Origin of the sequence: Bradyrhizobium viridifuturi (genome assembly GCF_001238275.1) — a bacterium.
Taxonomy (GTDB): domain Bacteria; phylum Pseudomonadota; class Alphaproteobacteria; order Rhizobiales; family Xanthobacteraceae; genus Bradyrhizobium; species Bradyrhizobium viridifuturi.
Genome location: NZ_LGTB01000017.1, coordinates 56,271 through 76,560, shown reverse-complemented (window position 1 = coordinate 76,560; position 20,290 = coordinate 56,271). Strand labels below are relative to the sequence as shown.

Annotated in this window: 18 protein-coding genes and 3 pseudogenes; 15 read left to right on the top strand and 6 right to left on the bottom strand. The window is 65.2% G+C overall.

Annotated elements, in window-relative coordinates:
• Window positions 1-5 precede the first annotated feature (5 nt).
• Window positions 6-554, bottom strand: a complete 549-nt coding sequence (locus ALC15_RS17175) for a c-type cytochrome (protein ID WP_050628261.1) — start codon at window positions 552-554, stop codon at window positions 6-8.
• Between the two features lie 201 nt (window positions 555-755).
• Between ALC15_RS17175 and ALC15_RS17170 the strand changes: the two genes are divergently transcribed.
• Window positions 756-1,496 (top strand): 3-deoxy-manno-octulosonate cytidylyltransferase, encoded by a 741-nt coding sequence (locus tag ALC15_RS17170; protein ID WP_050628260.1) that lies wholly within the window; start codon window positions 756-758, stop codon window positions 1,494-1,496.
• A 33-nt stretch (window positions 1,497-1,529) separates the two neighbouring features.
• Window positions 1,530-2,389: pseudogene (locus tag ALC15_RS17165) on the top strand (prephenate dehydratase).
• Window positions 2,390-2,538: 149 nt separating this feature from the next.
• On the opposite strand, the gene ALC15_RS17160 reads toward ALC15_RS17165, so the two are convergent.
• The gene (locus tag ALC15_RS17160) at window positions 2,539-3,558 is read right to left on the bottom strand and encodes an LLM class flavin-dependent oxidoreductase (RefSeq protein ID WP_050628259.1); all 1,020 of its coding nucleotides are present in this window, start codon (window positions 3,556-3,558) and stop codon (window positions 2,539-2,541) included.
• 390 nt (window positions 3,559-3,948) lie between these two features.
• Here ALC15_RS17160 and metF point away from each other — a divergent pair.
• The 4 genes and pseudogenes from metF to ALC15_RS47600 all read left to right on the top strand — a co-directional run bounded on the left by metF (window position 3,949) and on the right by ALC15_RS47600 (window position 9,558).
• Window positions 3,949-4,862 (top strand): annotated as a pseudogene (gene metF / locus ALC15_RS17155) (methylenetetrahydrofolate reductase [NAD(P)H]).
• A gap of 3 nt (window positions 4,863-4,865) precedes the next feature.
• Window positions 4,866-8,719, top strand: a pseudogene (gene metH / locus ALC15_RS17150) (methionine synthase).
• Window positions 8,720-8,899: 180 nt separating this feature from the next.
• Complete coding sequence (locus ALC15_RS47605; RefSeq protein WP_347336293.1) at window positions 8,900-9,193, top strand: glutathione S-transferase N-terminal domain-containing protein; 294 nt, start codon at window positions 8,900-8,902, stop codon at window positions 9,191-9,193.
• The gene (locus tag ALC15_RS47600; protein WP_347336292.1) at window positions 9,193-9,558 is read left to right on the top strand and encodes a glutathione S-transferase family protein; all 366 of its coding nucleotides are present in this window, start codon (window positions 9,193-9,195) and stop codon (window positions 9,556-9,558) included. Before ALC15_RS47605 ends, ALC15_RS47600 begins: the two co-directional genes overlap by 1 nt.
• A 296-nt stretch (window positions 9,559-9,854) precedes the next feature.
• Here ALC15_RS47600 and ALC15_RS17140 read toward each other — a convergent pair whose 3' ends face one another.
• The 3 genes from ALC15_RS17140 to ALC15_RS17130 all read right to left on the bottom strand — a co-directional run bounded on the left by ALC15_RS17140 (window position 9,855) and on the right by ALC15_RS17130 (window position 12,446).
• Complete coding sequence (locus ALC15_RS17140) at window positions 9,855-10,928, bottom strand: Cj0069 family protein (RefSeq protein ID WP_050628258.1); 1,074 nt, start codon at window positions 10,926-10,928, stop codon at window positions 9,855-9,857.
• 129 nt (window positions 10,929-11,057) lie between these two features.
• Window positions 11,058-12,146 (bottom strand): nickel/cobalt efflux transporter, encoded by a 1,089-nt coding sequence (locus tag ALC15_RS17135; protein WP_050628257.1) that lies wholly within the window; start codon window positions 12,144-12,146, stop codon window positions 11,058-11,060.
• 21 nt (window positions 12,147-12,167) lie between these two features.
• The gene (locus ALC15_RS17130) at window positions 12,168-12,446 is read right to left on the bottom strand and encodes a metal/formaldehyde-sensitive transcriptional repressor (RefSeq protein WP_050422196.1); all 279 of its coding nucleotides are present in this window, start codon (window positions 12,444-12,446) and stop codon (window positions 12,168-12,170) included.
• Between the two features lie 155 nt (window positions 12,447-12,601).
• On the opposite strand from ALC15_RS17130, the gene ALC15_RS17125 reads away from it, so the two are divergent.
• From ALC15_RS17125 to ALC15_RS17090, 8 genes are all read left to right on the top strand, one after another.
• Complete coding sequence (locus ALC15_RS17125) at window positions 12,602-12,958, top strand: hypothetical protein (RefSeq protein WP_095731421.1); 357 nt, start codon at window positions 12,602-12,604, stop codon at window positions 12,956-12,958.
• Between the two features lie 226 nt (window positions 12,959-13,184).
• Window positions 13,185-14,003 (top strand): chromate resistance protein ChrB domain-containing protein, encoded by an 819-nt coding sequence (locus tag ALC15_RS17120; RefSeq protein ID WP_050628255.1) that lies wholly within the window; start codon window positions 13,185-13,187, stop codon window positions 14,001-14,003.
• An 84-nt stretch (window positions 14,004-14,087) separates the two neighbouring features.
• Entirely contained in the window at window positions 14,088-14,315 is a 228-nt protein-coding gene (locus ALC15_RS17115; RefSeq protein ID WP_244486120.1) for a PepSY domain-containing protein, read from the top strand.
• Window positions 14,316-14,384: 69 nt separating this feature from the next.
• Entirely contained in the window at window positions 14,385-14,690 is a 306-nt protein-coding gene (locus ALC15_RS17110; protein WP_050628253.1) for a hypothetical protein, read from the top strand.
• 186 nt (window positions 14,691-14,876) lie between these two features.
• The gene (locus ALC15_RS17105; RefSeq protein ID WP_050628324.1) at window positions 14,877-15,473 is read left to right on the top strand and encodes a superoxide dismutase; all 597 of its coding nucleotides are present in this window, start codon (window positions 14,877-14,879) and stop codon (window positions 15,471-15,473) included.
• A 96-nt stretch (window positions 15,474-15,569) separates the two neighbouring features.
• On the top strand, window positions 15,570-16,751 hold the full coding sequence (gene chrA / locus ALC15_RS17100; protein ID WP_050628252.1) for a chromate efflux transporter: 1,182 nt from the start codon (window positions 15,570-15,572) through the stop codon (window positions 16,749-16,751).
• Between the two features lie 192 nt (window positions 16,752-16,943).
• Window positions 16,944-17,660, top strand: a complete 717-nt coding sequence (locus ALC15_RS17095) for a dihydrofolate reductase family protein (protein WP_063781841.1) — start codon at window positions 16,944-16,946, stop codon at window positions 17,658-17,660.
• Between the two features lie 80 nt (window positions 17,661-17,740).
• Window positions 17,741-18,064, top strand: a complete 324-nt coding sequence (locus tag ALC15_RS17090) for a hypothetical protein (protein WP_050628250.1) — start codon at window positions 17,741-17,743, stop codon at window positions 18,062-18,064.
• Window positions 18,065-18,088: 24 nt separating this feature from the next.
• On the opposite strand, the gene ALC15_RS17085 is transcribed toward ALC15_RS17090, so the two are convergent.
• On the bottom strand, window positions 18,089-18,817 hold the full coding sequence (locus tag ALC15_RS17085) for a TetR/AcrR family transcriptional regulator (RefSeq protein ID WP_050628249.1): 729 nt from the start codon (window positions 18,815-18,817) through the stop codon (window positions 18,089-18,091).
• Window positions 18,818-19,021: 204 nt separating this feature from the next.
• On the opposite strand from ALC15_RS17085, the gene ALC15_RS17080 reads away from it, so the two are divergent.
• Window positions 19,022-20,287, top strand: coding sequence for an HlyD family secretion protein (locus tag ALC15_RS17080; RefSeq protein WP_430649174.1), 1,266 nt, complete (start codon window positions 19,022-19,024; stop codon window positions 20,285-20,287).
• The last annotated feature ends 3 nt before the right edge of the window (window positions 20,288-20,290 follow it).

Below are 20,290 nucleotides of genomic sequence, written 5' to 3'. Positions count from 1 at the left end.
ATTCGCTACTTCGAAGCGGTCGGGAGCGGAGCCGGATGCTCCGAGTTCGAATTCAGATAGGCGATGATATCGGCGCGTTCGCTGTCCTTCGGCACGCCCGCGAAGCCCATCGCGGTGCCGGGGACGAAGCCCTTCGGATTGGTCAGGAACTTGTTGAGGTCGTCAAACGACCAATCGCCGCCCTTGCCCTTCATCGCAGCCGAGAAATTGAAGCCGCGGCCCTCGCCCTTCCTCTCGCCGACGATGCCGTAGAGGTTCGGACCGACGCGGTTGGGGCCACCCTTTTCGAAGGTATGGCAGGCCTGGCACTTCTTGGCGGCCGCCGCGCCCTTCTCGGCCGAGGCGGTCTGCAGCAGCTTCTCGATCGGCTCGGATGCGGCCGCTGCGGCCTCGCCGCCACCGCCATGGGACTCTTCCTTCACCGCGATCTCAAAACCCGGCTTCTCCGGCTGCTTCGCAGAAAACACCGATCCGGCGGTAAAGCTCATCACCAGGACGACGATGCAGGTGCCGAGGACCGCACCGAGGATTTTGTTGAGTTCGAAGGAGTCCATTTTGGGTCAGGCTCCGGGCCTTGAATGTCGACTTCAGGCCGGGAATACGGCCGCGGGGAAAGACCCGGGAATCGACCTTTCGTGCCTCCCCCCAGGCAGGGTTGAGATATCGGTTTGCCCGCGCTCTGGCAACCCGTATAAACGCGCCGAATTCAACCTCCTCCCCGGCAATTTCCGCAGCCCGGACGGGCCCCGAGACGAATGACGCAATCCCGTACCTTGGTGCTGATTCCGGCCCGCATGGCCGCGACCCGTCTGCCCGGCAAGCCGCTTCTCGATATCGCAGGCGCGCCGATGATCGTCCACGTGCTGCGGCGGGCCGAGGCAGCCGGGATCGGCCGGGTCGCGGTTGCCACCGACACGGCCGAGATCGCAGCCGCGGTGAAGGCTGCCGGCGGCGAGGTCGTGATGACCCGCTCCGACCATCCCTCCGGCTCGGACCGGATCTATGAGGCGATGACGACCCTCGATCCGGACCGGACTGCCGAGATCGTGGTCAATCTGCAGGGCGATTTCCCCACCATCACGCCCGAGACCATCCAGAGCGTGATGCCGGCGCTCGACGATCCCTCGGTCGATATCTCGACCCTGGCCTCGCGGATCCATACCGAGGAGGAGGATCAGGCGCCGAGCGTCGTCAAGGCCGTCGGCTCCCCGATTGGCGCGAACCGATTGCGCGCGCTGTATTTCACCCGCGCCACCGCGCCCTATGGCGACGGGCCGCGCTACCACCATATCGGCCTCTACGCCTACCGCCGCGCCGCGCTGGAGCGGTTCGTGCAGCTGCCGCCCTCGCCGCTGGAGCAGCAGGAGAACCTCGAGCAACTGCGCGCGCTGGAGGCCGGGATGCGGATCGATATCACCATCGTCGACACCGTCCCGCGCGGCGTCGACACCCCGGCCGACCTCGAAACCGCCCGCAGAATACTTTCCAAGGCCTGAGCGGGTGCTAAAAGGCCCCGCAGGAAAGAACCCATGACCAAGAAGCTGAAAATCGCGTTCCAGGGCGAGCCTGGCGCCAATTCCCACATCGCGATCGCCGAGGCCTATCCCGACGCCGAGCCGATGCCCTGCCCGACCTTCGAGGATGCGCTGGCCGCGATCTCCTCGGGCGAGGCCGATCTCGGCATGATCCCGATCGAGAACTCGGTCGCCGGCCGCGTCGCCGACATCCATCACCTCTTGCCCGCTTCCGGCCTGTTCATCGTCGGCGAATGGTTCTTGCCGATCCGCCATCAGCTGATGCGCTCAAGGGCGTCAAGCTCGCCGACATCAAGAGCGTGGAAAGCCACGTGCAGGCGCTCGGCCAGTGCCGGCGCACGATCCGCAAGCTCGGCATCAAGCCGATCGTCGCCGGCGACACCGCCGGCAGCGCCCGCGACGTCTCCGAACGCGGCGACAGGACCGTGGCCGCGATCGCCTCGCGCCTCGCCGCCGAGATCTACGGTCTCGACATTCTCGCCGAGGACATCGAGGACGAAGCCCACAACACCACCCGCTTCGTGGTGCTGGCGCGCGAGGCCAAATGGGCCGCGCAGGGTTCGGGACCGCTGGTCACCAGCTTTGTCTTCCGGGTACGCAATTTGCCGGCCGCGCTCTACAAGGCGCTGGGCGGCTTTGCCACCAATGGCGTCAACATGACCAAGCTCGAGAGCTACATGGTCGACGGCAATTTCTTCGCCACGCAATTCTATGCCGATGTCGACGGCCACCCCGACGACCGCGGGCTCGCCTTCGCGCTCGAGGAATTGAAATTCTTCTCGCGCGAATTCCGCATCCTCGGCGTCTATCCCGGCAACCCGTTCCGCGCGACGTTCAGCGAGACGCAGGACTGAACCGAGCACGCAGCCTTTTCGTCCGTCGTCCCGGCGAAAGCCGGGACCACAACCACCGGCTTGGGTTGTGGGAGGAATAGCGGCCCCAGCGATGCGTAACAACTTTGATCCGTGGTAATGGGTCCCGGCTTTCGCCGGGACGACAATCGTTATGCGACCGCCTTCTTCTGCAGCCCGAACGCCTCGGCCAGCAGGCTGTAGGACTTCTTGCGCGCCGCGTGGTCGTAGACCGCGGAGATCACCATCAACTCGTCCGCCTGGCTTGCCGCGATCAGCGGCTGCAGCTTCGTCATCACCGTTGCAGGACTGCCGACGAACAGCCGCGCGCGGTTGCGTGCAATCGAGGCGCGCTCGGCGTCGCTGTAAAGGTAGGCCTCGGCCTCCTCGACGCTCGGCAGCGGCAGATACTGACCGCGGTCGCGGCGCAGCCGGTTGAGATCCATCGACATCGCAAGCCGCTCGGCTTCCGCATCGGTGTCCGCGGCAACGACGGCGACCGCCAGGATCGATTGCGGCGTGGCGCGCCAGCCTGACGGCTTGAAATGCGCCCGATAATTCGTCATCGCCGCGATCGCGTCGTGCGTGGCAAAATGATGCGCGAAGGCAAAGCCCATCCCGACCTGGGCTGCGAGCTCGGCGGAATAGTCGCTCGAGCCGAGCAGCCAGATCGGCGGCAGCGGCGAATCATCCGGCATCGCCACCACATTGTTGTAGGGGTGGCCGGTCGGGAAATCGCGCGTCTCCCACAGGGTCAGCTCATGCAGCCGCTCGAGGAAATCGTCGCCCTCGTGGCGATCGAGCCGGCTGCGCAGCGCGTAGGCGGTGGCACCGTCGGTGCCGGGCGCGCGGCCGAGGCCGAGATCGATGCGGCCGGGAAACAGCGCCTCCAGCATCTTGAACCGCTCGGCGACGACGAGCGGCGCATGGTTGGGCAGCATCACGCCGCCGGAGCCGACGCGGATGTGCTGGGTCACCGCCGCGATCTGCCCGATCATCAGATCGGGCGCCGGGCTTGCGACCGAGGCGAGGTTGTGGTGCTCGGCGAGCCAGTAGCGGACATAGCCGAGGCCATCGACATGGCGCGCCAGATCGATGCTGTTGCGGAGTGCGGCGGCGGGCTTGGTGCCTGTTGTGACGACGGACAGGTCGAGGACGGAAAGCGGGATCATGGCCGACAGCCTAGTGTGACGTCACGAGGCGACAAAGACCCCGGCCGCGCAGAGCAGTCCCGCTGCGGAAAGCTGGAAGAGGCTGCGTAAGACATTGGGACGAAACGAGACGATTCATTGACGCACCTCCTGGCCCACATTGCGTTCTGGCGGTATGCATATCGCCAAGACAGGATTTAATATAAATATATCAATACAATAGCAATCTATTTTGGCTGCCATCCCGCCGCCCACCACACGTGCCCCGCAGCCGATTTTTCTCGTTTCCTTGCCGACAATGGGCAATTTCCCATATCCGATGGGCTGTTTCAGCCCACCGGTTTCGCTTATCTTAATGCCTCCATATCCAGGCCGGACGTCGCCCCTCCAGTTGCGGAGCCCTTGCGTATCATGACCCAGACCATTTCCTCCGTGCCGAACGGCCAGCGCGCGCCAAAGGCGCCGAAAATCTCCTTCGAGTTCTTCCCGCCGAAGACCGAGGAGATGGAGCGCAATCTCTGGGAGACCATCAATCGGCTGGCGCCGCTGACGCCGAACTTCGTCTCGGTGACCTACGGCGCCGGGGGTTCGACCCGCGAGCGCACCCATTCGACCATCAGCCGCATCCTGCGCGAGACCGATCTGCTGCCGGCCGCGCATCTGACCTGCGTCAGCGCCTCGCGCGGCGAGATCGACGACATCGTCGACCGCTACCATGAGGTCGGCGTCCGCCACATCGTGGCGCTGCGCGGCGATCCGCCCGGCGGCATCGGCACGCCCTACTTCACCCATCCCGAGGCTACCAGAGCTCGGCCGAGCTCGTCGCCGGGATCAAGAAGCGCCACGCCGATATCGAGATCTCGGTGTCCGCCTATCCGGAGAAGCATCCGGAAGCGAAGGATTTCGACGCCGACATCGACACGCTTAAGGCCAAGGTCGACGCCGGCGCGACACGCGCGATCACCCAGGTGTTCTTCGACAACGACCTCTACCATCGCTATGTCGACAAGGTGCGGGCGCGCGGCATCGAGATTCCGATCGTGCCGGGCATCATGCCGATGCACAATTTCAAGCAGGCCCGAAATTTCGTCACGCGCACCGGCACCAGCGTGCCGGACTGGCTCGCCGAGAAGTTCGAGGGCCTCGACAATGACGCCGAGACCCGCAAGCTGGTCGCAGCCACGGTCGCGGCCGGCCAGGTGCAGAAGCTGTTCAAGCACGGCGTCGACACCTTCCACTTCTACACGATGAACCGCGCGGACCTCGTGTTCGCGATCAGCCACCTGCTCGGCATCCGGCCGAACGGTGCCCAGAAAGCTGCCTGAATCATGTCCGTACCGGTTTCCCCCAAGCGTAACGCTTTGCTCGCGGCTGCCCGCGAGCGCATCCTGGTGCTCGACGGCGCCATGGGCACGATGATCCAGGGCCTGCAGTTCGACGAAGCCGCCTTCCGTGGTGAGCGCTTCAAGGACTTCCATCGCGACATCAAGGGCAACAACGATCTCCTGATCCTGACCCAGCCCGAGGCGATCACCGACATCCACGCCGCCTATCTGCGCGCTGGCGCCGACATCGTCGCGACCAACACCTTCTCCTCGACCTCGATCGCGCAGGCCGACTACGACATGTCGGACCTCGCCTATGAGATGAACCTGCAAGGTGCCCGCCTCGCGCGTGCCGCCGCCGAGCGGGTGTCGGCCGAAGACGGTAAGCAGCGCTTCGTTGCCGGCGCGCTCGGCCCGACCAACCGCACCGCCTCGATCTCGCCCGACGTCTCCAATCCCGGCTATCGCGCAGTCACCTTCGACGACCTGCGCAAGGCCTACGGCGAACAGGCCAAGGGCCTGCTCGATGGCGGCGCCGACCTGCTGCTGGTCGAGACCATCTTCGACACGCTGAACGCCAAGGCGGCGCTGTATGCGATCTCCGAGATCATCGAAGAGCGCGGCATCGACGTGCCCGTGATGATCTCCGGCACCATCACCGACAAGTCCGGCCGCCTGCTCTCGGGGCAATTGCCGGAGGCGTTCTGGCATTCGGTACGGCACGCCAGGCCGATCACGATCGGCTTCAACTGCGCGCTCGGCGCCGAGGATCTGCGCGCGCACATCGCCGATATCGGCCGCGTCGCCGACACGCTCGTGTGCGCATACCCGAACGCGGGCCTGCCCAACGAGTTCGGTCAGTATGACGAGACGCCGGACTACATGGCGCGGTTGATCGGCGAGTTCGCCGCCGCCGGCCTCGTCAACATCGTCGGCGGCTGCTGCGGCACCACGCCCGACCATATCGCGGCGATCGCCAGGGCCGTCGCTCCGCACAAGCCGCGCGTGGTGCCCGAGATCGAACCTCGGCTCAGGCTGTCAGGCCTCGAGCCGTTCACGCTGACCGACGCGATCCCCTTCGTGAACGTCGGCGAGCGCACCAACGTCACCGGCTCGGCGCGCTTCCGCAAGCTGATCACCGCCGGCGACTACACCGCGGCGCTGCAGGTCGCGCGTGACCAGGTCGAGAACGGCGCCCAGGTCATCGACGTCAACATGGACGAGGGCCTGCTCGATTCCGAAGCGGCGATGGTGACGTTCCTCAACCTCGTCGCCGCCGAGCCCGACATCGCGCGCGTGCCCGTGATGGTCGACTCCTCGAAGTTCCACGTCATCGAGGCCGGCCTGAAGTGCATCCAGGGCAAGCCGATCGTCAACTCGATCTCGATGAAGGAAGGCGAGGAGAAGTTCCTGCACGAGGCGACGGTGGCCAAGCGTCACGGCGCCGCCGTGGTGGTGATGGCGTTCGACGAGACCGGCCAGGCCGACACGTTCGCGCGCAAGACCGAGATCTGCAAGCGTGCCTATGACATCCTGGTCAACCGGCTCGACTTCCCGCCCGAGGACATCATCTTCGATCCGAACATCTTCGCGATCGCGACCGGCCTCGAGGAGCACAACAATTACGGCGTCGACTTCATCGAGGCGACGCGCTGGATCCGCCAGAACCTGCCCGGCGCCCACATCTCCGGCGGCGTCTCCAATTTGTCGTTCTCGTTCCGCGGCAACGAGCCGGTGCGCGAGGCGATGCACTCGGTGTTCCTGTATCACGCCATCCATGCCGGCATGGACATGGGCATCGTCAATGCCGGGCAGATGATCGTCTATGACGACATCGACCCCGAGCTGCGGCAAACCTGCGAGGACGTCATCCTCAACCGCGATCCCGGCGCGTCCGAGCGGCTGCTGGCGCTGGCCGAGAAATTCCGCGGCAAGGAGAAACAGACCAAGGAGCAGGATCTCGCCTGGCGCGAATGGCCGGTCGAGAAGCGGCTGTCCCACGCGCTGGTGCACGGCATCACTGAATTCATCGAAGCTGACACCGAAGCCGCCCGCCAGAACGCCTCCCGCCCGCTCGACGTCATCGAAGGCCCGCTGATGGCCGGCATGAACGTAGTCGGCGACCTCTTTGGCGACGGCAAGATGTTCCTGCCGCAGGTCGTGAAGTCGGCGCGCGTGATGAAGCAGGCGGTGGCCTATCTGATGCCGTTCATGGAGGAGGAGAAGGCGCGCAACCTCGCCAACGGCATCACCGGCGGCCGCAGCGCCGCGGGCAAGATCGTGCTTGCCACCGTGAAGGGCGACGTCCACGACATCGGCAAGAACATCGTCGGCATCGTGCTCCAGTGCAACAATTTCGAGGTCATCGACCTCGGCGTCATGGTGCCCGCGAGCAAGATCATCGAAACCGCGAAGGCCGAGGGCGCCGACATCATCGGCCTGTCCGGCCTGATCACGCCCTCGCTCGACGAGATGAGCTTCCTCGCCGGCGAGCTGGAACGGCAGGGCATGAACGTGCCGCTCTTGATCGGCGGCGCCACCACCAGTCGCGTGCATACCGCCGTGAAGATCGACCCGAACTATCCGGGCGGCCCGGTGGTGCATGTCAACGACGCGAGCCGCGCCGTCGGCGTCGCCTCCTCGCTGCTGTCGGCCGACAAGAAGCAGGCCTATGCCGCCGAGGTGCGCGCCGAATACGCAAAGATCTCGACGGCCCATTTCCGCGCCCAGGCCGACAAGAAGCGGCTGAAGCTTGCCGAAGCGCGCGCCAACAAGGTCGCGATCGACTTTGCAGCGGCGCCGCCGAAGAAGCCGGCCTTCTTCGGACTGAAGAGCTTCGACGCCTACGATCTGGCGGAGCTTGCCGACTACATCGACTGGACGCCGTTCTTCCAGACCTGGGAGCTGACCGGCCGCTTCCCGGCGATCCTCGACGACCCCAAGGTCGGGGAAGTCGCGCGCTCGCTCTATGCCGACGCGCGCAAGATGCTGGACACGATCATCAGGGAGAAGTGGTTCACGGCCCGCGCGACCGTCGGCTTCTGGCCGGCGAACGCCGTCGGCGACGACGTCGAGGTCTATGCCGACGAGAACCGCGCCAAGAAGATCGCGACCTTCCACACGCTGCGCCAGCAGCTTGAGAAGCGCGAGGGCCGCTTCAACGCCGCGCTGTCGGACTTCATCGCGCCGAAGGACACCGGCGTGCCCGACTATATCGGCGGCTTCGTGGTCACCGCGGGGATCGGCGAGGACGCGGTTGCCGACCGCTTCAAGAACGCCAATGACGACTACTCGTCGATCTTGTGCAAGGCGCTCGCCGATCGCCTCGCCGAAGCCTTTGCCGAGCGCATGCACCAGCGCGTGCGCAAGGAGTTCTGGGCCTATGCGCCCGGCGAGACGTTCTCGGCGGACGAACTGATCCTCGAGAAGTATGACGGCATCCGTCCGGCGCCCGGCTATCCGGCGCAACCCGACCACACCGAGAAGCGGACGCTGTTCGCGCTGCTCGACGCCGAGAATACTGCGGGCGTGAAGCTGACCGAGAGCTTTGCGATGTGGCCGGGATCGTCGGTCTCGGGCCTGTACTTCTCGCATCCCGAAAGCTTCTATTTCGCGTCGGCAAGATCGAGCGCGATCAGGTCGAGGACTATGCTGCGCGCAAGGCCATGACGGTCGCCGAGGTCGAGCGCTGGCTCGCGCCGGTGCTGAACTACATCCCCTCGCAGGACAGCGCCAAGGGCCAGGCGATCGCGCCCGCCGCGACGCCCGCCAACGACGAGGAACTGGCCTCGCATCCGCAGGGCTGCACCTGTGCGGTGCACCTCGCCTGGCGCAAGAAGAAGGTGGGCGCGGGCTAGCTTTGCCACCCTCCCCCTCCAGGGGAGGGTGATGAGGTCGCCTTTTCCGGCCGTCCGTAGCCCGGATGCAGCCAAGCGCGATCCGGGATAGACTGCGACCGCACGCTGGCCGGTCCCGGATTTCGCTTGCGCTTGATCCGGGCTACAGGCCTCGTCGTTTGGCGCAGAGAGAAATCCCCCATGCAGTTCTTCTCCTTCTGGCGATCGCTGGCGAGCTTTCGGGTGCGGATCGCGCTCAACCTCAAGGGCGTGCCGGCCGATGTCGTATTCGTCGATCTCGATGCCGACGCGCATCGCGCCGATGCCTATCGCAAGATCAATCCGCAGATGGCGCTGCCGGCGCTGGTGACCGACGATGGCACCGTGCTGTTCCAGTCACTCGCGATCGTCGACTATCTCGACGAGACTATCCCGACCCGCCGCTGCTGCCATCCGACGCGCTCGGCCGCGCCCGGGTGCGCGGGCTGGCGCTGATGGTCGCCTGCGAGGGCCATCCGCTGCTGACGCCGCGGGTGCGGCGCTATCTCGACCGCGAGCTCGATCTGCGCGACAGCCAGCAGAGCGCCTGGCGGCGGCACTGGACGGTCGAGACGCTGGCCGCGCTCGAGGGTCACCTCGCCGGCCACAAGGCGACCGGCCAGTTCTGCCACGGCGATGCGCCGACCCTCGCCGACATCTGCCTGGTCGGCCACGTCACGGCGGCGATCAACCAGCAGATCAGCCTGTCGCCCTGGCCGACCGTGAAGTGCATCCACGAAACCGCGATGGCGCTGCCGGCGTTCGCCAAGGCGCATCCCTCCGCGCAGCCGGATACGCCGGAGGCGATGCGGGCGAAGTAGACGGCATTCTCTCCACGTCGTTACGAGCGAAGCGCTCCCGTTGCGCAGTCTCTCCACGCGTCGTCCCGGCGAAAGCCGGGACCCATAACCACAGGGTTCGGTTGTGAACGGGATCGCGGTCCCTGCGTCGCGCAACAACCAACATTCGGGGTAATGGGTCCCGGCCTTCGCCGGGACGATGGGGATGGATGGTTCTCGATTCAAGGCGTCCTGGACCGCCCGGTCGAGCCGGGCGATGACAGCTTTGGTGGGGACGCAGCTTCGCGTTCTCGCGACATGGATCGTGCGAGCTTTGCTTACCCGCCGCTACCACTCTCCACACGCCGGGCAATCCGATCCCGGACCGTCCGCGCGATCGCCGCCGGCGCTTCGTCGGGAATCGCAAAGCATGAGCTCGCGTTGATCTCACACAGCACGTAGGTGTCGGCACCATCAGCGTCGCGGGGACCGTAGAGGAAGTCCGCATCCCAGATCACCGGCAGCGACGCGTCGTCGATCGCCAGCGTCTTCATTAGCTGCGGAATCCATTCGTCCTCCATCGAACGACGCAGCGCCTGGAATTGCCCGGCGTCTGGGCCATGCATGATGCGCGGTCCGGGTTGGGCCTGCGGTGAATCCGGGCCCTCCGGGGGCGGCGGGATCAAGGCCTTGATCAGCTGATGCCCGAACCCCGCAACCTTCGATCCGCTGACATAGCAACGGATCATGCCCTCGGGCAGGCGCGGCTGGAATGGCTGATCGATGATGCAGCCGCCCCAGCCGAAATACGGCTCGCAGCGCGCCATGAAATCTTCCAGCGGCATCTCCTCGGGCTGGCTGCCGCGCAGCGCGTGCAGCACGCGCACCGTCGCATCCGGCAGGGCTTCCACCTTCCAGACGCCCTGGCCGCCATTTCCGCGATTCTGCTTGAGGACACGCGGACCGGCCGCGCGAAGCCGCGGCGGGAATTCGGCGCGGAATACCTCGGCCGCGGCGTATCGATGCGTGTCGGCACCCCAGCCCAGATGACGCGTGCGGTGGAGCACCTCCTTGACGCCCATCTTGAGGATGACATCGGGATGTGCGCTGACCCAGGGACGCTTCAACGCGACCTCGCGCAGCAGCGGATCGAGCGCCGCCCGCGTCTTGCCCTGGTGGATCGGATCGACCCAGACCAGAACGCCGTCCATGGTCAACAACTGGTCGCGGACGAGATCGGCGAATGTCTCGTCATAGACGACCGGTACGGCCTCGATGCCGGCAGCATCGAGCGCTTCGAAGACGCGAACGAAACGGCTGTTCTGCGGCGTCGCCTCGCGGCGCGACGCGGCATCTCCACGCCACAGGATGGCGATCTTGGAACGGCGAATAGTCTGCGGTTGGATGTCCATAGCAAGCTCCACGACAGGTTGTCGCGCAGAGCTTGGACCGACGGTCTCGCGGGGAGTCTGCCTGTCCCCGTGGAGGCAACTCTAGCCGGCCTGGTGCAGGTTTCAAGATGGAAGCGAGCCGACCGCGGATCACGCCATGATCCCGTGCAGCCCCAGCCAGCCGGTGTAGAGGCCGACCAGCACGATCAGTGCGGCCGACACGTAAGGCGCGCGCTGTGCGAAACGGCTGAAGCCGCCCCAGTGACGCTCGACATGGCGGAGGCTGAGCGCGGCCGCAACGCCGGCGGAGACCATGGTAATGGCAAGCCCGATGCCGAAGCAGAGCACCAGCACGAAGCCGAGGCTGAACTGCTTGAGCTGAAGGCAAAGCAGCAGCACGGTGATCGCTGCCGGGCACGGAATGAGCCCGCCGGTCAGGCCGAACAGGATGATCTGCCAGGTCGTGACGGTGCGCCCGGCGAAGCGCTTGCGGATGTCGGCGGCGTGCGCGCGCGCGTGCGCGTCGTCCGCCTCGCCGAGATCCATATGCGCATGGTCGTGCTCCTCGAACAGGACCTCCGCAACGTCTGCCCGCACCGACAGCCGCGCCTTGAAGGCATGCGGCTCGGGAATTTCATCGATGCTTTCCAGATAGCCGCCCTGCTCGGTGAAGCGAAATCGCTGCTCGCTGCCGTCAGGGCGGATCGTCACGACATCAACCTCGCCGGCCGCCGGCAGTGCCCCGGCCTCGCTCCGCAACCGCCAGCGCGGCGGCACGCCGTCCTCGAAGACTTCGAGCGACAGCGGCTGCCCGGCGAGGGTCAATTGGCGCGCCTCGTCGTGGTGATGATGGTGATCATGGTCGTGATCATGGTGATGATCGTGTTCGGAGGTCTGCTCGCGCCAGGTGCGCCAGGCCATCCAGGCCGCGATCGCGACGATGATCACTGCCGAGGCCAGCTGCAAATAGGCTTCGCTGCGTTCGCCGGACCATTGCTGGCCGAAATGCAGGCCCGCCAGCGCCACGATCCAGACGATCGCGGTGTGCGAGATCGTCGCCGACAGGCCGAGCAGCACCGCCTGCACCACCGTGCCGCGGATCGCGACGATGAAGGCCGCCATCATCGTCTTGGAGTGGCCGGGCTCGAGACCGTGCAGTGCGCCGAGCAGGATCGCACTGGGGATGAACAGCCATGCATGCGCGCTGCTCTGCTGCAGCAACTGGGACAGATCGGTCATAGGCTTCGCTTCAGGACGGCGCTACTTCAAATAGGTACGAACGACATCGATCAGATCGGCGGCGCCCTGGGCCTTTTCGGGATCCTTTTCCCGGGAGGGATCCACGACGTGATGGCGGATGTGATCCTCGAGCAATTCGGCGGTGAGGCCGTTGATGGCGCCGCGAACCGAGGCCACCAGCATCAACACGTCGGCACAGCCGATCTCGGATTCCAGGGCCCGCTCGACGGCCTCCAGCTGACCCTTGATGCGGCGAACCCGGCCGACGAGCTTGGACTTGTGCTTGATGGTGTGCGACATGGCCTATAATATAGGGGGGTACCCTATTTTGGTCAACCGGTTCGAGAGGCAGCTGGCTCTCGCTGGCGGCGTTCCACGCGCTTTACATTGCGTCGCGGACGGCATTGAATTCGGTCAAACCAACAATGCCAACGAGGCAAGCAAGGAGGCGTCGCGTGAAAGTCCGCGTCCTGTTGGTGGCTCTCCCGATCCTGCTGTCGAACGCGCTGCCGGCCGTCTCCAAGAGCAGCATCGGGCATAATGACGGCCCTTGGAATTCCGATCACATCGACGGTCTGCCGCCCGAAGTCCGGCAATACATCGCGGGGATTTGCAAAGGGCCCGCCAGCGCCCAACACGACTTCGCGACCTATTCGCCGCGTGAAAAGCGCTGGCGAATAAACCTCGAATATCTCCGGTGCAACGGCATCGGTGCGTTCCGCCGGGGCAACCAGTGCCTGGACGTGGACTTCGTCGAGCAAGGTTCGCGATTTCACCTCGGCGCACAACAATACAGGGATTGCGGCTTCTAGATCGCAACGATCCCGATCGGGTGTCATCTTGCGCCGCGGTCGAGACATTGTTCCAAACCGCGCAGGTGAATTGTTCGTGACAGTGGCGTGGGGTTTCGACCGTGACCGCGGCGCACTCCGGTTGACATCGATCGGCACAAGGTCTTAATTCCAACGCACGGGGATGTGCGATCTCCCCGCGAGGCGACATGCCCAAGAATCGCGTCCTGTTCACCAAGGACGCACCATGTCGTCATACACCTCGATCTCATCCGAAAAACTGTCTCGTCTCATTGGTACCGCCAAGGCGCCGACGCTTGTCGACGTTCGCCTCGACGAGGATTTCACCGCCGATCCGCGCTTCATCCCGGGCGCGGTCAGGCATTCGCATCTCGACGTCCAGGACTGGGCTTCCGGCCTGACCGGCCAGTCCGTGGTCGTGGTCTGCCAGAAGGGCCAGAAGCTCGCCGAAGGCACCGCCGCATGGCTCCGCTGCAGCAACATTGCAGCCGAAGTTCTCGAGGGCGGACATCTCGGCTGGAGCCAGGCCGAGCTACCGACCGTGCCCGCCGACCGGATTCCGAAACGCGACGGCCGCGGTCGCACCGTCTGGGTCACGCGATCGCGGCCGAAGATCGACCGCATCGCCTGTCCGTGGCTGATCCGCCGCTTCGTCGATCCCGCAGCCGTGTTCCTGTTCGTGACCTCAGCGGAAGTCGAGGCCGTCGCCGAACGGTTCGGCGCCACGCCGTTCGATATCGAGAACGTGTTCTGGAGCCATCGCGGCGAGCTCTGCACCTTCGATGTGATGATTCGGGAATTCGGCCTCTCGACGCCGGCCCTGGAGCGGCTCGCGGCCATGGTGCGGGCGGCGGATACCGCGCGGCTCGATCAGTCGCCCGAGGCGCCTGGACTGCTCGCGGCCTCGCTCGGCCTGTCGCGCATGTTCGACGACGACCTCGAACAACTGAGCGCCGGCCTCTTGCTCTACGACGCCTTCTATCGCTGGTGCCGCGACGCGACCAAGGAGACGCACAACTGGCCGACCAGCAAGGTGAAGCCGTAACCGGCTTTGCTGCCAATGAGAGGCGCGCGGAAATCGCGCCTCTGGACCAACCTGGGGCGGGACCACACAACCAGGAGAACAACGATGCAGAGGCTCCTTCACATGATGCTCGTCGTCGCGATCGCGAGTACCGCGACGCCCGCACGCGCCCTGACGCAGGACGAGCTGGTCGCGAAACTTCAGGCCGCCGGCTACGCGAACGTGAGCGACGTCAAATCGACGGCCGAAGGTACGACGGCGAAGGCGATGAAGAACGGCAAGCCCGTGCGGCTCGTGATCGACAGCCGCGGCCAGGTCAAGGAGCAGGACTGAGGTCCGGCACCGCCGTCAATAGAGAGCGATGGAGTCACAATAATGATGAGAATAACTCTGGCCTTGTGCATGGCCGCCCTGTGGCCGGCTACGGTTCTCGCAGCACCGGCTGCGCTCAGCAATGACCGGGAAGCCGCCGTGACGGTGCTGGCAGCGATCGTTCATCCGCCGGCAACCGAAACGTTGCGCGGCATCGTCGATAGCGTCGATGAGGGTAACGATACGCTGCTGATACGGCTGTCCGCAGACAGGACCGAACCATTCAAGGTTCAGGACGGCCTGATCTTCAATGCCGTCCGCTTCGGCGATCCCGTCGAAATCTCGGTGCAGACCATCTCGGGATTCCCGACCATCGTCGGACTAACCAAGGAATAGAGCCACGATCTGACCCATCAAATCCAGATTCGGGGCAGCAATCCAATACATGTGGAGAGTCCGATGACCATCAACACCGAACGACGAAACTTCATCGCGACGGTCGGTGCGGCCGCAGCATCAACAGCCGTGCTCACCACCAATCAAGTCCTTGCCGAAGCCAACCCACAGACAGGAGCCAAGGCGATGTCCTATAAGGCCAAGCCGATGCCGTTCGACCCGAAGTCGATCACCGGCATCTCGGAAAAAATCCTTATCAGCCATTACGAGAACAACTACGTCGGCGCGGTGAAGCGGCTGAACGCCATCGGCACGCAGCTTGCCGAGCTCGACTTCGCCAAGGCGCCGAACTTTGTGATCAACGGCCTGAAGCGCGAAGAGTTGATCGCATCGAACTCGATGATCCTGCATGAGATCTATTTCGATGGACTGGGCGGGACGGGCAAGCCGGGCGGCGCGCTGGCTGAGGCGATCGTGCGCGACTTCGGGAGCATGGAGCGCTGGCACGCGGAATTTGCGGCGATGGGCAAGGCGGAGGGCGGCGGATCGGGCTGGGTGATCCTCGCCTACTCGCCCCGCGACAAGCGACTCGTCAACCAATGGGCTGCCGATCACACGACGACCCTCGCCGGCGGTCGCCCGGTCCTGGTGCTCGACATGTATGAACACGCCTATCACATGGACTTCGGCGCGGCCGCGGCGCGCTATGTCGACATCTACATGGAAGCCATCCGCTGGGACAACGCGGTCCGGCTGTATGAGCAGTACTCGAAGGAGACGTGAGGAGAGTTCTGTGAGCAACCGAATGAGTGAGGCGATCTTCCAGAAACCATCCCTGATCCACCGCGACGAACAAAATTCTCTGCAAGGAGCCTTCCCGTGATCACGCCGACAGATTCGCAGCGCGGCCGCTTGGCAGAACTGGCACGCTATTTCCTGCGCCTCGGCTTTCTCGGCTTCGGCGGCCCGGTCGCGCTGGTCGGGCAGATGGAGCGGGAACTGGTCGATGGCAAGAAATGGCTGACCAAGGCTGAGATGAAGGAATCGATTGCCATCTGCCAATCGCTTCCTGGGCCGCTGGCGATCCAGGTCGGCATCTACGTGGCGTGGCTTCGCGGTGGCTTCTGGGGCGCCTGGGTCGGTGGATGGTGCTTCATCCTGCCCAACTTCGTCATCGTGGCTTCGCTCGGCGCCCTCTACGTCTATCTCGGCGATCTCCAGCCGGTGACCGCGATCTTCTACGGTGTCAGTCCCGCAGTGATCGCGCTTATCCTTCACTCCTGTTACCGGCTTGCCAAGCTCGGCATGGAAGACTGGCTGCAATGGGCGATCGCGGCGGTTTGCCTCGCCGTCACGGTCATCCTCCAGGCCGAGGTCGCGCTGCTGTTCATCGGAGCGGGCATCGTGGGCATCCTCTATTACGGCAAGCCGTTCAAACGTTCGCCTGCGATCCTGCCGGGAATTGCCATCGTGCCGGTCGCCGCAGGTCCGATCGCGCCGGTCGCAAGCGGGTCCACGCTCTCCAAGCTTCTGCTGTTTTTTCTCAAGGCCGGCTCGCTGACCTTCGGCAGCGGCCTTGTGATCGTACCGTTCCTCGAGCAGGGACTCGTGCAGCAATACAACTGGCTCGATGAGCGACAATTCCTCATCGCGGTCGCGATCGGCATGATCAGTCCGGGACCGGTGGTGATCACCGCAACCTTCGTCGGCTACCTCGTGGCGGGATTTTGGGGCTCCGTGGTATCCACGATCGGCATCTTCCTGCCGTCGTTCCTGCTGGTGCTGATCGTTGCCCCCCTGCTTGCACGGCATCGCGGAAACGCCAACGTCCAGGGCTTCGTGAAGGGGGCCTATGCAGCCGCGATCGGAACCATCCTCGGCGCTTGCATACTGCTCGGCAAGATCGCCATCGGCGACTGGCTCACCGCGCTGATCGGAATCGCGTCACTGGCGGTGCTGTTCCGCTGGAAGGTAAGCAATCCGCTGCTGATCGCGGCCACCGCGGTGGTCGGCCTGATCGCGTACCCATGGCTGCAGCCGGCCTGGGTAATGGTGAAATGACAGTTTCGGCGAGGGACGGCAGGGGCACACTGCAACCGACGTGACAAGCATTGAGAGTGCGGGCCGGGCCGCATCAGTTGAAACACCGCTGCGTTATCGGCGTTGAGAACGTGCCCGCGGCTCGCTAGATCAGGGCCAGCCCCACCCGCCGCTGCGGCCCGTTGTTCCGCACGCCATCGAAGAGTTCATCTCATGCGACCCCACATCATCTGCCACATGGGCACGTCGATCGACGGCCGGCTTCATCCCAGCCGCTTCACCAAGGCAGCTAGCGGCATTCCGGCCGAGGTGCTGCGCAGCCACTACGAACGGATCCATGACGGCTTCAATGCCGACGGATGGATCATCGGCCGCGTCACCATGAACGAGATGGCCAAGGGAACGGAGCGGCACTTCGCCAATGCGCCCAGGCTGCCGCGCGATGCGCATCTCTCCAACCGCAACGGCCGCAAGCTCGCCATCGGCATCGATCCGTCGGGCCGCGTGCATTTCGGCAAGGACAATGTCGGCGGCGATCACGCCGTTGCGGTGCTCGGCGAACAGGTCTCCGACAGCCATCTCGCCGAGTTGCGCGAGGACGGCGCGTCCTACATCTTTGCCGGCCCCAAGGGGGACGATCTGCCGGGCGCGATGACGCAGCTGGCATCGCTGTTCGGCGCCAGGACGCTGCTGCTCGAAGGCGGCGGCGGGATCAACGGCGCATTCCTCAAGCACGGGCTGATCGACGAGTTCAGCACCTTGATCTTTCCGGCGGTCGACGGCGTTGCTGGATCGCAAAGCATCGTCGATTACCACGGACCCGACGGCGACCGTCCCGGCGCCGGACAATCGCTGCGGCTGACGCATTGCGAGACGCTGGAAGGCGGCATGGTCTGGCTGCGCCACGCGGTCGAGCGTGCGCCGGGCTGAACGCCTGACGGTCGAGCTCTCGACAAGGTCGGCGATCCGGCTCAATCTGCGCCTGCGGACATGACGAACGCGGGGGCGGCATGGAGCATTGGCTTCGCATCAGCGCAAACGTCGCCTCGATCCTGACGTCGATCATCGCGGCCGGCGCCTCCATCGTGTTTTGGGCGAACAAGCGTTCGAGACGCACGCGGCTCGAGAATTACCTGAAGGCGAAGAAGCAGAAGTCGCCCGACGAGCTGTTCAGTGCGACGCGCCTGATGGCCGATCTCGGCATGACGGAGGCGGAGATTTTCGCGGCCAGTTTTTCCAGTCGCCACATTGCGCGGGACGTTCGCAAGGACCTCAGCACCGGCTTTGCGGCGGAAGTGCTGTTCCAGTATCGCGACAATCCGACGGCACGCTGAGCGCGCGGCCCGGCGATCGATCGCCTATTGCCGCGAACTCCCGGGCCAACCGTTGCGACACGCGGCGACGAAGAACGCGACGCCGCGCGCGACGTGCTCATCGATCTCGGGGTCGAGCGCTTTCAGGTCCACCTCGAACAGGGCGCGGAGCAGCATCGGCACCGCGATGATGTCGAGAAACAGCCGCGCCGTGGTCGGCAGGTGCTCCGGCGCGAAGGCCGATAGCTTGCCGAGCTCGTCGGATTGCGTCAGCTCGCGCAGCAGATGAATCCCGAGCTCGGTGCTGAGCGCACGCGCCCGGCGGTTGACGGTGGCGGCGAGATCCGGGAAGCGGTGCGCCTCCGCGATCGCGAGCCGCATCAGGCCGATCCGGTCGGCGTCGAAGCCCCAATGCAGCAGGGTCGAGGCGACGCTGGTGAGGCGCTCCTCGATGGTCGCGCCGACCGGCGGGTCGGCCTTGAACTCGGCGATGCGCGACAGGATGTCCCGCGTCACCACCTCGGTGAACAGCGCCCGCTTGTCGCGGAAGCGCGCATAGATCGTACGCTTGCCGGAGCGCGCGGCTTCCGCGATCTCGTCGATGCTCGCGCCTTCGAACCCGCGCTGCAGGAACACCTTGCGCGCGGCATCGAGGATGCGCGCATCGACCTCACCGGCCAATTCCTTCGGCGGCCGGCCGGCGCGCACCTCGACCTGGCTGGCCGCAGGCCTGCTCCTGCGCGCCTGCGGCGTCTTCAGGGTGCTGGTGGTCATCGCCTTGGCCCGGGTTCCATCAGCCGGTCTAGCCGGCAGCACACAACAATATAGCCCTATCACATCTAGTTGTAAATAGAACGGTACAGTTCCGTTCCTATTGACTCGGCCCGCAGCCGGGACTATTTGCCGCACAGAACGGAACGGTTCCGTTCCCTTTTACGAAGGCCTTACAGACCTCGCCGGACAGCTGGAGCAGCCATCATGTTCGAAGACACTGTTTTGGAGCGCGACCAACCGGGGCATGACGGCAGCGAGGGCGCGCCCTCAACTCCCGCCCCTCATGAGCCCAACATCGCGTCGGAGCGGCCGGAGATCACCGCGAAGGCACCCGCCGAGGGGCGCCCCGCGGCCAGGGAGCCCGCGCCGCCTGCGACAATCCCACCGGAGATCACCGGCAAGGCGCCGCGCAGCTTCCTGCGCCGTCGGCCCGTGGTCTCCGCTGTCGGCGCCGTGCTGCTCGCCGCCACGCTCGGCGGCGGCTACCTCTACATGGACTACACCGGGCATTTCGAATCCACCGACGACGCCTTCATCGCGGCGCGGCAGTCCGCGCTCGCCCCGAAGGTCTCCGGCTACATCACCGCGGTCCCGGTCACCGACAACCAGCACGTCAAGGCCGGCGACGTGATCGCCCGGCTCGACGACCGCGACTATCGCGCCGCCCTCGCACAGTCCGAGGCACAGGTCGCCGCTGCCCAGGCCAGCATCGAGAATGTCGACGCGCAGCTCGACGTGCAGCAGGCGCAGATCGCGGCCAGCCAGGCCCAGGTCGACCAGGCGCAGGCGGCACTGACCTTCGCCCAGCAGCAGGCGACGCGCTACCAGCATCTCGAGCAGACCGGCTACGGCACGGTGCAGAACTCCGAGCAATACACCTCGCAACTGCATCAGCAGCAGGCATCGCTGTTGAGCTCGCAGGCGCAGCTGAATCTGGCGCAGCGCCAGGTGGAATCGCTGAAGGCACAGCGCAAGAGCGCGGTCGCCAATTTGGCGCAGGCCGACGCGCAGCGCGACCAGGCGAAGCTCAACCTGTCCTATACGACGGTCACCGCCGCGCAGCCCGGCCGCGTCGTCAACCTCTCGGCCGCGGTCGGCCAGTTCGCGCAGGCCGGCACCAACCTCACGATGTTCGTGCCCGACCAGACCTGGGTCACCGCGAACTTCAAGGAGATCCAACTCGACAAGATGCGCCCCGGCGAGAAGGTGACGATGCGGATCGACGCCTATCCCGGCCGCACCATCCAGGGCCATGTCGAGAGCGTGCAGCCGGGCTCCGGCACCGCGTTCTCGCTGCTGCCGGCGCAGAACGCCACCGGCAACTACGTCAAGATCGTGCAGCGCGTGCCGGTCAAGATCGTGATGGACAACCCGCCGACCGACGTCGCGCTTGGACCGGGCATGTCGGTGGTGCCCACCGTGCGGATCAATCCCGCGCCGTCGCTGCTCGAGCGTCTCGGCAAGCTCTGATCG

Excerpts from the sequence above, each read along its gene's own strand:
- ALC15_RS17175 (WP_050628261.1), bottom strand. The coding sequence starts at position 554 with ATGGACTCCTTCGAACTCAACAAAATCCTCGGTGCGGTCCTCGGCACC.
- ALC15_RS17110 (WP_050628253.1), top strand. The coding sequence starts at position 14,385 with ATGGCCGCCCTGTGGCCGGCTACGGTTCTCGCAGCACCGGCTGCGCTC.
- ALC15_RS17080 (WP_430649174.1), top strand. The coding sequence starts at position 19,022 with ATGTTCGAAGACACTGTTTTGGAGCGCGACCAACCGGGGCATGACGGC.
- ALC15_RS17085 (WP_050628249.1), bottom strand. The coding sequence starts at position 18,817 with ATGACCACCAGCACCCTGAAGACGCCGCAGGCGCGCAGGAGCAGGCCT.
- ALC15_RS17095 (WP_063781841.1), top strand. The coding sequence starts at position 16,944 with ATGCGACCCCACATCATCTGCCACATGGGCACGTCGATCGACGGCCGG.
- ALC15_RS17115 (WP_244486120.1), top strand. The coding sequence starts at position 14,088 with ATGCAGAGGCTCCTTCACATGATGCTCGTCGTCGCGATCGCGAGTACC.
- ALC15_RS17130 (WP_050422196.1), bottom strand. The coding sequence starts at position 12,446 with ATGTCGCACACCATCAAGCACAAGTCCAAGCTCGTCGGCCGGGTTCGC.
- ALC15_RS17120 (WP_050628255.1), top strand. The coding sequence starts at position 13,185 with ATGTCGTCATACACCTCGATCTCATCCGAAAAACTGTCTCGTCTCATT.
- ALC15_RS17090 (WP_050628250.1), top strand. The coding sequence starts at position 17,741 with ATGGAGCATTGGCTTCGCATCAGCGCAAACGTCGCCTCGATCCTGACG.
- ALC15_RS17135 (WP_050628257.1), bottom strand. The coding sequence starts at position 12,146 with ATGACCGATCTGTCCCAGTTGCTGCAGCAGAGCAGCGCGCATGCATGG.
- ALC15_RS17105 (WP_050628324.1), top strand. The coding sequence starts at position 14,877 with ATGTCCTATAAGGCCAAGCCGATGCCGTTCGACCCGAAGTCGATCACC.
- ALC15_RS17140 (WP_050628258.1), bottom strand. The coding sequence starts at position 10,928 with ATGGACATCCAACCGCAGACTATTCGCCGTTCCAAGATCGCCATCCTG.
- ALC15_RS47600 (WP_347336292.1), top strand. The coding sequence starts at position 9,193 with ATGGTCGCCTGCGAGGGCCATCCGCTGCTGACGCCGCGGGTGCGGCGC.
- ALC15_RS17160 (WP_050628259.1), bottom strand. The coding sequence starts at position 3,558 with ATGATCCCGCTTTCCGTCCTCGACCTGTCCGTCGTCACAACAGGCACC.
- ALC15_RS17170 (WP_050628260.1), top strand. The coding sequence starts at position 756 with ATGACGCAATCCCGTACCTTGGTGCTGATTCCGGCCCGCATGGCCGCG.
- ALC15_RS47605 (WP_347336293.1), top strand. The coding sequence starts at position 8,900 with ATGCAGTTCTTCTCCTTCTGGCGATCGCTGGCGAGCTTTCGGGTGCGG.